Below are 12,105 nucleotides of genomic sequence, written 5' to 3'. Positions count from 1 at the left end.
TTTGTCTTGCAGTGAACGCTTGACGTGTTCTCGACGTCGGCCGGATTCCGCAGGCGGGCAGGCGCGAGCGAGGGTCCTCAGCGCGTCTCCCGGGCGGCGGCGCGGCGCGCCAGCGGGAGTCGAGGGGTCGCGGCACCCATGCCGCGTTCGCGCATCCTGAGGCGTTCTCGTGCGTTTGACGGAGCGCGAAATTCGCGTGCGATGCTTCGGGCATGGACATCGCACTCGAGTTCACGAACCGTCTCGTCGCTCTCCTCCGCTCCGAGCGTCACGCCATGTCGGAGTTCCTGGTCGCGCTCGCGGAGTTCGACCGCCGGGCGCTGTGGCGTGAGCGGGGGCACACCTCGCTGTTCTCGTTCCTGCATCGGGAGCTGAAGCTCTCGGCGGGATCGGCGCAACTCCGCAAGACGGCGGCCGACCTCATCCAGCGCTACCCCGCCGTCCAGGAGGCGCTCCGGGATGGAAAACTGTGCCTCTCGTCGGTCTGCGAGCTGGCGAAGGTGGTGACGACGGAGAACTGTGCCGAGATCATGCCGCGGTTCTTCGGTCTCTCGAGCCGCGACGCCGCCGCCGTCGCCGCTTCCATCCGACCGGTCGAGAACCCGCCCCGACGCGAGGTCGTCGTTCCGATCCGGGCCACCGTGCCTGCGGTCATTTCGGTGGCCGACTCACGCGACGCTGCGTCCCGGGAACCCGCACGGGTTGCTTCACTTCATGCGCTGTGCAACCGGAGACATGGGTAACGAGTAGACCGGAGACATCGGTAACACTCGTCAGGCGGCGACGAGGCCCAGGTCCGGGTGAGAAGTGTGGATGCGGCCGAGCAGGAGCTTGCAGAAGTAGACCTCGAAGCAGCCCTCCTCGACCTCGACGAAGCCGACGCGTTCGCCTCGCGTCGCCACGCTGATGAAGTACTGGTGACGCCGGAGTGTGACGAGGCCCCACTGGTTCGGGGTGAGGACTTCGAAGCAGCGCGGGTAGTCCGGCTCTGCGATGCGGGTCGGGAACTTCCGCCGCGAGGGGACGTACACATCGGCCGGAGTGCGTTGCTGGAGCGCTTCGTGCGGGCGCCGCTCGTTGTAGATGCGGCGAAACGCATCGAAGCGCTGCTGCTGGGCGCGCATGTTCCTCTCGGGAGGGCGCGCTGTCTCTTGCAGCGTGAGGTGGAAGCGCTCGTGACGGCCGTTCTGATGCGGCTTCCCCGGCTCGATACGCTCGATGGCGATGTCGAGCTTGAGGATCTGGACGGCGAGCTTCGTGATGGCGAGCTGGCCCTTGGGCGCCGCCCAGGGCTGACCGTTGTCGACTCGAAAGGCTTCCGGCAGCCCGTGCTCCCGAAACGCTCGAACCAGTTCGCCCCAGACCTCCCGTCCCGCGCCGCCAACGCCGAACGTGCCGCCCTTGCAGCAGAGCAGGTATCTGCTGAATGCATCGGTCACCGTCAGTGGGTCGCACCGCGTGCCGTCGCCCAGTCGAAACCACCCCTTGAAGTCCATCGCCCAGACCGCGTTCGGCTTGTCTGCGTGCCGAAGCGGCTGCGTACGAGGCTGCCTGTTGCGCATGCGCAACTTGCGCGGGTTTACGAGCCCGCGCCGCTTCAGCAGCTCGCCCACGGTGCTGGCCGCCGGCACTTCCCACCGCCGCTCCTTCTCGAGCTCGACCACGAGCTTCTTAGGCCCCCAGCCCAGTTCCTGGCGTAGCTCGATCAGCCGTTCGGCGACTTCGGGGGCGATGGACCGGCTGTTGCTCTTTGGCCGTCGGGAGCGATCCTTCAGCCCTCCCGGGCCTTCGGCCTCGAACTGGCTCAGCCACTTGTAGCCGGTTTTCGGCGCCACGCCGAACGCGGCGCATAGGCTCGTGAAGGTGGCCTTGTGCTTGCGCGCTGCGAGCACGAATCGGAGGCGTTCGCTCATCGGGTCGGTGTGGGCCCAGGGCATGGGCTCGGACTGTTACCCATGTCTCCGGTCTGACCGTTACCGATGTTGCCGGTTCGGACCGCGCATGAAATGGGGCCGCCGCCCTCCGCTCGCAGTGAGCCTGTCGAACTGCGAGCGGCGACCGCCGCCCCGAAGCCCAGCTCCGTGGACTGGCTCGACGGCGACCAGGCTCGGATGCACCTCACCGTCTCCAAGGCCTTCCTGAAGAAGCTCGACGCGGCCCGGGACGCGCTCTCGCATTCGATGCCCGGTGCCTCCCGCGAGAACGTCCTCGAGGCCGCCCTCGATCTGCTCCTCGCCGACCGCGCGCGGCGCAAGGGGTTCACGGCCCGGCCACAGAAGACCGCTCGCCCCTCCCAGCCGGACCACGTCCCTGCCCACGTGCGCCGCGAGGTCTGGGCCCGGGACGGCGGGCGGTGCACCTTCGTCCTCGCGTCCGGGGAGCGCTGCGGCTCCACGCACCAGCTCGAGCTCGACCACATCGTGCCGCGGGCGTGTGGAGGTCCCTCCACCGCGGACAACCTCCGGATCCGTTGTCGGGGGCACAACCTCGCGGAGGCGCGCCGGGTCTTCGGGGACGCGGTGATGGACGCGTACGCGCCGCGGCGACGCGGCGATCAGTTGAACATGTAGATCTTGAGCGACGCGGCGATCTGGCGGGCGCTCGGGTCCGTCGTGCTCTGGCGGTAACCCACGTCCAGCGCGGCGCCGCTCTGCGCGGCGATGCCGAGGCCGGCGGACCACCAGTTCGTGTCGAGCGTCTCGTCCTTCATGAACCCTGCGCGCAGCGCCAGCATGCGGCCGGCCAGCACCTCGGCGCCGACGGAGTAGCGGTTGCTGGTCTTGCCGAGGCGGTCGAGGTCGGTGCGCCAGTCGGCGGTGAGCTGCGCGCCCTGGTCGTTGCCGATCGCCAGGCCGGCGCCGAAGCCCATGGGCGCGATCTGGTCCTGGTGGATGGCGACCAGGTTGTAGCCGGCCGCGCCGAGCGAGAATAGCTCGGACACCTGCCAGAAGAGGCCGGCGTCCACGGTCGCGGCGCGGATCTCCTCCCGGCCGAGGGCGAGGGGGCCGCGCAGGTCGAGCCACTTGCCGGCCGCGCCGATCCACATCCGCTCCACGAGCGGCGTCACGAGCGCGAGCGTGAGCTGGTTGCCGACGGCGTCGCCCTTGGCGGCCCGCGTGAAGCCGAAGCCGGCCGTCACCGAGGAGGACATCGCGTCCACGACCGACGCGTTCAGGAACTGCCCGGGGGACTCCGAGCCGCGGCGGTCCAGCATGCCGCCCGCCTCGAACGCGTACCGGCGCCGCGCGCCGACGGCGGCGGGGTTCACGTAGAGTCCTTCGTTGTTGGCGGCCACGCCGATCGAGGCGGAGAGGCCGAGCGCCCGGGGGCCCGCCACGTCGGGGAGGCCGCCGGCGGGGGGAGCTTCGGCGGCGGCGGCGGCGCCCGCGACGAGGAGCGCGGCCGCATGACACAGGATCCGTGCGTGCACGTGCCGAGGATACGGGACGTGTCGCGCCCCCGGCAAGGACGCTTGTGGCGCGCGGACGCGAGCGCTAGCGTCGATCGCCACGCGGAGGTCGTCATGAAGGCACGCGAGACCGAACGCTTCCGCCGCATCCTGGCGGCGCAGCTCGAGACGCTGGTGGGCCAGGGCGAGCGCGCCGTCCACGAGATGGCCGACTCGGAGGGTGGCGGCGAGATCGCCATCCCGGACCCGAACGACCGCGCCACGGCGGAGGAGCGCCGCAACTGGGCGCTGCGCCTGCGCGACCGCGACCGCCGGCTGCTCGGGAAGGTGCAGGCGGCCCTGGCCCGCCTCGACGCGGGCACGTTCGGCACCTGCACGTCCTGCGGCTCGCCCATCAGCGCGGCGCGCCTGCGCGCGCGGCCCGTCACGGATCTGTGCATCGCGTGCAAGACCGAGGCGGAGCGCGTGGAGCGGCCGAGATAGCGCCCGGCCCGGGGCGGCGCTCACCGGTGGTGCCTGGCCCGGGGCCGGGCTAGATTGGCGGCACCATGGCGCCCAAGAAGATCCGCAAGGCCGTCATCCCCGCCGCGGGCCTCGGCACCCGGTTCCTCCCAGCCACCAAGGCGGTCCCGAAGGAGCTGCTCCCGATCGTCGACACGCCGACCATCCAGTACATCGTGGCCGAGGCGGTCGCGGCCGGCGTCCGGGACATCATCCTCATCTGCGCGCGCGGCAAGGACTCGATCGTCGACCACTTCGACATCGCCGGCGAGCTGGAGGACCGGCTGGAGAAGGCCGGAAAGCACGAGCTGCGCAAGCAGATGCGCGACATCGCCCACATGGCGAACGTGCTCACCATCCGCCAGCAGGAGCCGCTCGGGCTCGGTCACGCGGTGCTGTGCGCGCGCGACGCCATCGGCGACGAGCCCTTCGTGGTGATGCTCGGCGACGACATCATCGACGCGCCGGTGCCGGGCGCGAAGCAGCTCGCCGACTGCTGGGAGCGGCACGGGCTCGGCACGGTGGCGCTCATGGAGGTGCCGCGCGAGGACACGCACATGTACGGCATCGCCGCCGGCCAGGCGATGGACCCGCGCACCGTGCGCATCGACCGCCTGGTCGAGAAGCCCAAGGCGGACCCGCCCTCCAACCTGGCGGTGATCGGCCGCTACGTCCTGCCCCCGCGCATCTTCGAGATCCTGGAGCGCGTGAAGCCCGGCGTGGGCGGGGAGATCCAGCTCACCGACGCGCTGGCGGTGCTGGCGCGCGAGGAGGGGCTGCTGGGGTACCGGTTCGAGGGCGAGCGCTACGACGCGGGCGACCGCTTCGGCTACCTGAAGGCCAACATCCTGTACGCGATGAAGCGCCCCGAGCTGGCGGGCCCGCTCCGCGCGCTCATGAAGGAGCTCGTCAAGTGAACCTCCGCCGCCTGGCCGCGGCCGCCGCGCTCGCGGCGGCGATGCCCTCGCTCGCCTACGTCCTCCACACCTCCGCCGTGCTGCGCCGCATGGGCGAGAAGCGCGCCTCGCTCTCGCTCTCCTCGCTCGAGGTCACCGGCACCCTCCAGGTGGAGGGGCCGGCCGCCGAGCGCCTCGCGGCGTCCGCCGGGCTGCCGCGCTCGGCCACCGGCGAGGTGTCCGCCCCCGCCCGCTTCCTCATGAAGGTCCCGGGCCGCTGCCGGCTCGAGCTCGCGCCCGCGGGCGTCGCCGAGGCGCAGCGCCCGGCGGTCTCGCTCGCCCGCGACGGGCGGCTCGGCGGGCGCGGCGGGCTCGACCAGGTCCCCGCCGCGGCCGCGCTGGTCCGGGCCGCGTGCGCGCTGCTCGCGGCGCCCACGGCCGGAGACGCCTCCGGCGCCTACGCGGCCGCGCTCTCCCGGCGCGGCGTGGCCGTCTCGGAGATCGGCCTGGGCCGCTTCGACGGGCACCTGGCGTACGTGATCGGCGGGCGCTCGCGCGAGGGTCGGCCGGTCGCCTTCGTGGACAAGGAGGCGTTCCAGCCGCTGCGCCTCGTCGCGGCCGAGGGCGGCGCCCTCCAGGACGTGCGGCTCCTGGGCTGGGGCTCCCCGGCGGGCGGCGACTGGTTCCCGCGCGCGGTCGAGGTGGCGGAGCAGGACGCGCTGCGGCTGCGCTTCACCACCGAGCGCGCCCACGCGAACCCCGCCCTGCCCGACGCGGGCTGGTGAGGCGCCCCGCCGGCGGGGCCGCGGCGGCGGCCCCGGGGCGGGCGGGCGGCGAGCGGCGCTAGGCGAGCGCGCGCGAGGAGCCGCCCTCGTCCTCGGCGTCCGGCTCGACGTCGGTGCGGTACTTGCGGAGCACGCGCTTGAAGTTCGAGCGGTCCATCCCGGCCTTGCGCGCGGCCGCCGAGATGTTGCCGTCGCAGGCGCGCATGAGCGCCTCGACGTAGCCCTTCTCGAACCGGCGCAGCGCCTGCTCCTTGGCGGCGGCGTACGAGAGCGCCAGCCACGCGGCCTCGTCGCCGGACGCCGGCACCTCGCGCACCAGCGGCGCGGTGCGCCCGGTCACCGCCGGCGGCAGGTCGCCGGGCACCACCGAGTCGCCGCGGCACAGCACCACGGCGCGCTCGATCGCGTTCTCCAGCTCGCGCACGTTGCCCGGCCAGCGGTAGCCGCACATGAGCTCGAGCGCCTCCGGCGCGACCGTCCGGACCTTCTTGCCCAGCCGCTCGGCGTAGCGGCGCACGAAGTGGTGCGCGAGCAGCGGGATGTCCTCGACGCGCTCGCGCAGCGGCGGCAGCGGGATGTTGATCACGTTGAGCCGGTAGAACAGGTCCTCGCGGAACCGGCCGGCCTTCACCAGCTTGGGCAGGTCGCGGTGGGTGGCGGCGAGCACGCGCACGTCCACCCGCACCGGGTCGGCCGAGCCGACGCGCTTGATCTCGCCCTCCTGCAGCACGCGCAGCAGGCGCACCTGGGTCGAGAGCGGGATGTCGCCGATCTCGTCCAGGAAGATCGTGCCGCCGTCGGCCGCGTCGAACAGGCCGCGCTGGTCGCGCTGCGCGCCGGTGAACGCGCCCTTCACGTGGCCGAACAGCTCGGACTCGAGCAGCGTCTCGGTGAGCGCGCCGCAGTTGAGCGCGACGAACGGGTGGCTGCGGCGCGGGCTGCGGGTGTGGAGCGCGCGCGCCACCAGCTCCTTGCCGGTGCCGCTCTCGCCGGTGATGAGCACGGTGGTGGCGCTGTACGCCACCGCCTCCACCATCCGCGTCACCTCGCGCATGGGCGCGGAGTTGCCCACCAGCCCCTCGGCCGGCGTGCCCTCGCGCTCGCGCAGCGCGCTCTCGAGCTGGCGGTTGCGGTCGAACAGCATCTTCCGCTCGGCCGCCTTCGCCACCGCGCGCGCCACCACCTCCACGTCCTCGAACGGCTTGGTGAGGTAGTCGTAGGCGCCGGCGCGGACCGCGGCGAGCGCGGTCTCCACCGTGGCGTGGCCGGTCATCATGATGACCTCCACCTCCGGCCGGCGGTGCTTCACCGCGTTCAGCAGCTCGAGGCCGGACAGCTGGGGCATCTTGATGTCGAACAGCGCGACGTCGAAGTCCTCCTGCGCGAGCCGCTGGGTGGCCGCGATGGAGGAGTCGAGGCCGACGACCTCGTGCCCCTTCCGCCGCAGCAGCGCCTCCATGGCGCGCAGCAGCGTCGGCTCGTCGTCCACCACCAGCACGCGGGCCGGCCGCGCCTCGGTTGCCTCGTTCATGGGACCGCTTCTCCTCGCTCGTGCCTCGGTTGCGCCGCCGGGAGCTCGAGCACGAAGCAGGCCCCGGGGTGCGGGCCGGGCTGCTCGAGGCGGATGGTCCCGCCGTGCTCCTCGACGATCTGGTAGCAGATGGACAGGCCCAGGCCGGTGCCCTGGCCCTCGGGCTTGGTGGTGAAGAACGGCTCGAAGATCCGCGGCGCGGCGTCCTCGGGGACGCCCGGCCCGGTGTCGGCCACCGAGAGGCGCAGCCGCCCGGGCGCGGCCGGGCCCACCGCGACGGTGACCGTGCCGCGGTCGCCCATGGCCTGCAGCGCGTTCACCAGCAGGTTCACCACCACCTGCTGGAGCTGGTTGCCGTTGCCGACGGCGACCGCCGGCTCGAACCGGCGCGCCACCTCGAAGCGGCCGGCGCGGAGCTGCGGCGAGAGCAGGAACAGCGCGTCGTCCACCACCTGGCGCAGGTCCACCGGCCCGCGCTCCTCCTCGCGCGGGCGGCGCGAGAAGCGCAGCAGCGACTCCACGATGCGCTTGGCGCGGTTCGCGGCGTCCTGGATGAGCCGCAGGCTCTCCATGTCCTCGGGGGAGCGCTCCTCGCGGCTCATGAGCTGCGCGAACGCCAGGATCCCGCCGAGCGGGTTGTTGATCTCGTGCGCCACGCCGCCGGCGAGCTGGCCCACCGCGGACATCTTCTCGGCGTGGAACAGCCGCCGGCTCACCTCGCGCTCGTCGGTGACGTCCTTGAACGTCACCACCAGGCCGCCGTCGCCGAACGGGAACGAGCGGATCACCCAGGTGCGATCGCCGAACGCCAGCTCGCGCTCGGCGGTGCCGCCGCGCGGCAGGTCGCAGCAGGCCGGGCACGGGAGCGCGCCGAACGCGTGCTCGCGGCAGCGCAGCCCGGCGACCTGCGTGATCGCCACGCCGGCCGCGCGCGCGAAGGCGGCGTTGGCGCGCGCCACCTCGCAGCCGCCGCCCCGGAAGATCGCGAGCGGGTCGCCGATGGCGTCGAAGCTGGCGCGCCACTCCTCGGCGGCCCGCACCAGCGCGGCCGAGCGCGCCGCGAGCTGGCCGTCGAGGTCGCGGTTCAGCTTCTCCAGCTGCGCGTTGCGCTCGGCGAGGAGCTGCTCGAGGCGCCGGTTCTCCTCGAGCATCCAGTGCTGGTCCACCGCGCTCTGGACGGTGATGCGCAGGTGCGCGTCGTCCCAGGGCTTCCAGATGAACCGGAAGATCTCCGACCGGTTCACCGCCTCCTCGATGACCGCCGAGTCGGCGTGGCCGGTGAGGAGGACGCGCTGCACGGTGGGCCAGCGCTCCTTCACGATCCGCAGCAGCTCGACGCCGGAGGTGCCCGGCATGCGGTGGTCGGAGACCACCACCTGCACCGGCTCGCGCTCCAGCAGCGCCAGCGCGCCGCTCGCGTTCCCGGCGTCGATCACGCGGCAGCGCGCGCGGCGCAGCACGCGGCCGAGCGCGCGGCGCACGTGCTCGTCGTCGTCCACCACCAGCACGGTGGAGTCGGGGCGGGCGTCCAGGGCGCCGCTGCCGGCCTGGGATTCCGGGGGTACCATCGGCTGCGCCCTCGAAGGTGCACAGAGGGGTCCAGCCGGTCCGCTATCGGAGGTCCCTGTTTCCAGGCGGTTGGGAGGTTCACTCCCCGGGTCGTTCATCGCCCCCGGGTGATATCACACCCTCCGGGTTTCGGCGTACCGGAGACGCGGTACACGGCAACCCGCCCTCTAACGGTCGCTCGCCTCGTAGCGATACGCCTGCGCCTGGTAGAGACAAATCGTGTTACGTCCCGCCTTCTTGGCCTGGTACAGCGCCTCGTCGGCGTACCGGACCAGCGCCTCGGGCGACCCGATGTCCTTCGACGGGTAGAACGCGATGCCCATCGACGCGGTCACCTGGATGGCGGTCTCGGGTCCCGCGGACCCAGCCGGAACGGGGTAATTCCGGGCGGACAGCTCCTTCCAGATCCGCTCCGCCACCGCGAGCGCGCCGGAGAGGTGCGTCTTGGGGAGGATGACCGCGAACTCCTCGCCGCCGTAGCGCGCGCAGATGTCGGGGTCGCGGGTGGAGGCGCGGAGCTGCTCGGACGCGCCCCGCAGCACGAGATCGCCGAACGGGTGACCGTAGCGGTCGTTCACCAGCTTGAAGTGGTCCAGGTCGATCATGATGAGCGACACCGGATCCGAGTAGCGGTGCGCGCGCCGGAACTCCTCCTGGAGCCGCTCGTCGAAGGCGCGCCGGTTCTTGAGGCCGGTGAGGTCGTCGGTGAGCGTCTGCTCGCGGAGCCGCCGCTGCGTCTCGCGGAGCTGGTCCTGGAGCGTCTTGATGCGCAGCATCGCCGCGCAGCGCGCCAGGATCTCCGCCTCGGCGAACGGCTTGGCCAGGAAGTCGTCGGCGCCGATGCGCAGGCCCGCGACCTTCGAGTCGAGGTCGGACTTCACCGACAGGATGATCACCGGGATGAACTGGTCCTCGGGCCGCGCCTTCACGATGCGCAGCACCTCGAGCCCGTCCATGTCCGGCAGGATCATGTCGAGCAGCACCAGGTCGGGCGGCTCGCCGCGCACCTTGCGGATCGCGTCCTTGCCGTCCGCGGCGGTGCGGACGTCGTACCCCTCGCGCTCGAGCACCCGCACGAGCCAGTCGAGCTGGGTGCGCGAGTCGTCCACCACCAGGATCTTGGCGCGCGGGGCCATCGGAGCCTGGAAACATACCTGCTTCCGCGCACCTCCGCCACGCACCGGCCGCGCAGGCACGGCGCGCCGCCGCGGCCGGCCGCCCACATCGGGAGCGTTCCTCGACCCCCGCCCAAGGGCATAGGTTCGCCCCATGCCGGGGCGGGCACGCATCGAGGAGCAGGCGTCGATCCTGGCCGCGGTCCTCGCCCGCGCGCGGGCCGGCGCGCCGGACGGCGTGGTCGTGTTCGACCTCGACTCGACGCTGCTCGACAACCGGCCGCGGCAGGCCCGCATCCTGCGCGACTACGGGCGCGCGGCGGGCGTGCCCGCGCTCCTCGGGGCGCGCCCGGAGCACTGGACGAGCTGGGACCTCGCGGCCGCGCTCGCCGCCGCGGGGCTCCCGCCGGACGAGGTGGCGCGCCACCTGCGGCCCGCGCGCGCGTTCTGGGCCGAGCGGTTCTTCACGAGCGCCTACTGCCGCCTCGACCTGCCGCTGCCCGGGGCGCCCGGGCTGGTGCGCGCGACGGCCGACGCCGGCGCGATCGTGGCCTACGTCACCGGGCGGCCGGCGGCGATGGAGCCGGGGACGCTGGAGGTGTTCCGGGCGGCGGGCTTCCCGCTGCCGGACGGCGCCCGCGTGCACCTGTTCATGAAGCCGGACGAGGCGCTCGGGGACGAGGCCTGGAAGGCGCTCGCGCGCGGCCGCGTCGAGCGCATCGGGCCGGTGGTGGCGGCGTTCGACAACGAGCCCGCCCACGTGAACGCCTACGCGCGGGCCTGGCCGGACGCGCTGTGCGTGCACCTCGACACCGACCACTCCGGCCGGCCGGTGGAGGTGCTCGCGCGCGTCCCCTCGATCCGCGACCTCCGCCTGCCGCCGGCGGCGGCCGAGGCGACCGCCGCCGGCGCCTAGGCCTCGCCTACCGCAGCGCCTCCATCACGTCCTCGGGGATCACCGGGGCGAGCCCGCCGCCGCCCAGGATGTTCACGATCGGTGATGCAGCGGCGCGGACCACCGAGCCCGACGGGCGCGACGGCCCCAGGCCGCAGTAGGTGGACACGTCGCGGTACAGGTCGGACCGCGAGACGCCCTCCGGCGCGACGCGGGTGGCCGGCCGCCGCACCGCGAACACGCGCTCCTGCGCCACCCAGCCGCCGGCGCGGGGATCGGCGAGCGCCTCCTCGACCGCGCGGGCCCACGCCTCCGGCGCCGTCTCGGCGCCGAGGTGGACGCTCTTGCCGCCGTAGTCCCAGCTCCGCTTCAGCACGAACCGCTCGCGGTCGGCGACGAGGCGCGCCGCCACCTCGGGGGTGAGCCGGCGCGTCCAGGGCAGCCGGCCCGCGGCGGCCCGCTCCTCCGCGTCCAGCCCGGCGCGCTCCGCGAGCGCCCCGTCCTCGGCGCACTCCGAGAGGCGCGCGAACAGCGCCTTCGCCTCGAGCAGCCCGTTCACCGGGTTGAGGAGCACGTACCTGCCGGGCGCGCGCAGCGCGCGCGCGAAGGGATCGGCCGGGTCCACCTTGTGCGCCCAGACGTGCCGGTACAGCACGTCCCACGCCTCCGGCTCGCACTCCGCCGGCACCAGGTTCTCGGCGCGGTGGCCCATCTGCCGGAAGTGGGCCGCCAGCCGGCGCAGCTCGCCGATCTGCGCGTCGCCCGGCCGGGCCACCAGCGCGATCGACGGGCGGGCCCGCCCGCCGCCGCGCGCCCGGTACGCCGCCACCAGCGCCTCACGCAGCCGCTCCATGTGGCTGCCGCAGGCCGCCACCAGCGCCTCCGCCTCGCGCGGCGACCTGCCGCGGGCGCGCGCGGCGGCCCGGATCCAGGCGAACGCGGCCAGGTCGGCGTAGGCGGACATGGCCGGGATGGTGGCGTTCAGCTCGAGGGCCCGCGGCGCGCCGCCGCCCTCCGGCACCAGGAAGTCCACCCGCGCCATCATCACCGCGAGCGGCGCCTCGTCGAACAGGCGCGCCATGGCCTCGGCCTCGAGGCCGGAGAACGGCTCCTCCAGCGCGGCCCGGTCGCGGGCGTCGCCCGAGGCCACCAGCGCCCGCGCCAGCTTGACGCTGCCCGAGAGGATGCGCTCCGCCTCCCGCGCCAGCCCGTCGAGCGCGGCGCGCGAGAGCACCTCCGGCTCGGCCAGCAGCGGGATCGGCACCACCGTGCCGTCCGGCTTCCGCACGGTGAGGCCCTCGGCCCAGGCGCGCTCGGCGGCCTCGCGGCCGATCGCGGCGAGCGCCCCTCCCTCGAAGACGTCGGTCATGCGCCGGTCCTACCGCGGGCGTTGCGGCGCGTCCA

10 protein-coding genes and 2 pseudogenes are annotated in these 12,105 nt (G+C 73.5%); 6 read left to right on the top strand and 6 right to left on the bottom strand.

All coding sequences use genetic code 11. From position 1 onward, the window contains the following. Positions 1–212: 212 nt before the first annotated feature. Positions 213–719: pseudogene (locus ACOQFB_RS03025) on the top strand (DUF222 domain-containing protein); the annotation flags it as partial. Between the two features lie 54 nt (positions 720–773). Here ACOQFB_RS03025 and ACOQFB_RS03020 read toward each other — a convergent pair. Continuing rightward, positions 774–1,913 (bottom strand): integrase core domain-containing protein, encoded by a 1,140-nt coding sequence (locus ACOQFB_RS03020; protein WP_421611034.1) that lies wholly within the window; start codon positions 1,911–1,913, stop codon positions 774–776. 105 nt (positions 1,914–2,018) lie between these two features. Here ACOQFB_RS03020 and ACOQFB_RS03015 point away from each other — a divergent pair. Then, a pseudogene (locus tag ACOQFB_RS03015) lies at positions 2,019–2,570 on the top strand (HNH endonuclease); the annotation flags it as partial. Here the strand turns inward: ACOQFB_RS03015 and ACOQFB_RS03010 are convergent. Next, a complete protein-coding gene (locus ACOQFB_RS03010; protein ID WP_059437638.1) occupies positions 2,555–3,430 on the bottom strand; it encodes a hypothetical protein in 876 nt (291 codons plus the stop codon). The pseudogene ACOQFB_RS03015 and the gene ACOQFB_RS03010 sit on opposite strands and share 16 nt — an antisense overlap. Before the next feature lie 93 nt (positions 3,431–3,523). Between ACOQFB_RS03010 and dksA the strand changes: the two genes are divergently transcribed. The 3 genes from dksA (at position 3,524) to ACOQFB_RS02995 (ending at position 5,591) form a co-directional block, all read left to right on the top strand. Continuing rightward, positions 3,524–3,892 carry an RNA polymerase-binding protein DksA gene (gene dksA / locus ACOQFB_RS03005; protein ID WP_059437640.1) on the top strand — a complete coding sequence of 123 codons (369 nt, stop codon included), beginning with the start codon at positions 3,524–3,526 and terminating at the stop codon, positions 3,890–3,892. Between the two features lie 65 nt (positions 3,893–3,957). Next, positions 3,958–4,827 (top strand): UTP--glucose-1-phosphate uridylyltransferase GalU, encoded by an 870-nt coding sequence (galU, locus tag ACOQFB_RS03000; protein WP_421610386.1) that lies wholly within the window; start codon positions 3,958–3,960, stop codon positions 4,825–4,827. Then, complete coding sequence (locus ACOQFB_RS02995; protein ID WP_059437636.1) at positions 4,824–5,591, top strand: hypothetical protein; 768 nt, start codon at positions 4,824–4,826, stop codon at positions 5,589–5,591. The genes galU and ACOQFB_RS02995 overlap by 4 nt, the downstream gene beginning before the upstream one ends. Before the next feature lie 58 nt (positions 5,592–5,649). Here ACOQFB_RS02995 and ACOQFB_RS02990 read toward each other — a convergent pair whose 3' ends face one another. From ACOQFB_RS02990 to ACOQFB_RS02980, 3 genes are all read right to left on the bottom strand, one after another. Continuing rightward, a complete protein-coding gene (locus ACOQFB_RS02990; RefSeq protein WP_059437635.1) occupies positions 5,650–7,122 on the bottom strand; it encodes a sigma-54-dependent transcriptional regulator in 1,473 nt (490 codons plus the stop codon). Then, positions 7,119–8,690, bottom strand: a complete 1,572-nt coding sequence (locus ACOQFB_RS02985; protein WP_421610387.1) for an ATP-binding protein — start codon at positions 8,688–8,690, stop codon at positions 7,119–7,121. Before ACOQFB_RS02985 ends, ACOQFB_RS02990 begins: the two co-directional genes overlap by 4 nt. A gap of 168 nt (positions 8,691–8,858) precedes the next feature. Then, positions 8,859–9,827 carry a diguanylate cyclase gene (locus ACOQFB_RS02980; RefSeq protein WP_059437633.1) on the bottom strand — a complete coding sequence of 323 codons (969 nt, stop codon included), beginning with the start codon at positions 9,825–9,827 and terminating at the stop codon, positions 8,859–8,861. A gap of 133 nt (positions 9,828–9,960) precedes the next feature. Here ACOQFB_RS02980 and ACOQFB_RS02975 point away from each other — a divergent pair, with 133 nt between their 5' ends. Continuing rightward, the gene (locus ACOQFB_RS02975) at positions 9,961–10,722 is read left to right on the top strand and encodes a hypothetical protein (protein ID WP_421610388.1); all 762 of its coding nucleotides are present in this window, start codon (positions 9,961–9,963) and stop codon (positions 10,720–10,722) included. Positions 10,723–10,729: 7 nt separating this feature from the next. On the opposite strand, the gene ACOQFB_RS02970 is transcribed toward ACOQFB_RS02975, so the two are convergent. Then, positions 10,730–12,070, bottom strand: coding sequence for a hypothetical protein (locus ACOQFB_RS02970; protein ID WP_421610389.1), 1,341 nt, complete (start codon positions 12,068–12,070; stop codon positions 10,730–10,732). Between the last annotated feature and the right edge of the window lie 35 nt (positions 12,071–12,105).

The organism is Anaeromyxobacter sp. Red801 (genome assembly GCF_049201065.2).
GTDB lineage: Bacteria > Myxococcota > Myxococcia > Myxococcales > Anaeromyxobacteraceae > Anaeromyxobacter.
Note: the sequence above shows the minus strand (reverse complement) of the source record. Positions and strands in the feature narration are given on the sequence as shown.

Excerpts from the sequence above, each read along its gene's own strand:
- ACOQFB_RS02985 (WP_421610387.1), bottom strand. The coding sequence starts at position 8,690 with ATGGTACCCCCGGAATCCCAGGCCGGCAGCGGCGCCCTGGACGCCCGC.
- ACOQFB_RS02975 (WP_421610388.1), top strand. The coding sequence starts at position 9,961 with ATGCCGGGGCGGGCACGCATCGAGGAGCAGGCGTCGATCCTGGCCGCG.
- dksA (WP_059437640.1), top strand. The coding sequence starts at position 3,524 with ATGAAGGCACGCGAGACCGAACGCTTCCGCCGCATCCTGGCGGCGCAG.
- ACOQFB_RS02990 (WP_059437635.1), bottom strand. The coding sequence starts at position 7,122 with ATGAACGAGGCAACCGAGGCGCGGCCGGCCCGCGTGCTGGTGGTGGAC.
- ACOQFB_RS02980 (WP_059437633.1), bottom strand. The coding sequence starts at position 9,827 with ATGGCCCCGCGCGCCAAGATCCTGGTGGTGGACGACTCGCGCACCCAG.
- ACOQFB_RS03020 (WP_421611034.1), bottom strand. The coding sequence starts at position 1,913 with ATGAGCGAACGCCTCCGATTCGTGCTCGCAGCGCGCAAGCACAAGGCC.
- galU (WP_421610386.1), top strand. The coding sequence starts at position 3,958 with ATGGCGCCCAAGAAGATCCGCAAGGCCGTCATCCCCGCCGCGGGCCTC.
- ACOQFB_RS02970 (WP_421610389.1), bottom strand. The coding sequence starts at position 12,070 with ATGACCGACGTCTTCGAGGGAGGGGCGCTCGCCGCGATCGGCCGCGAG.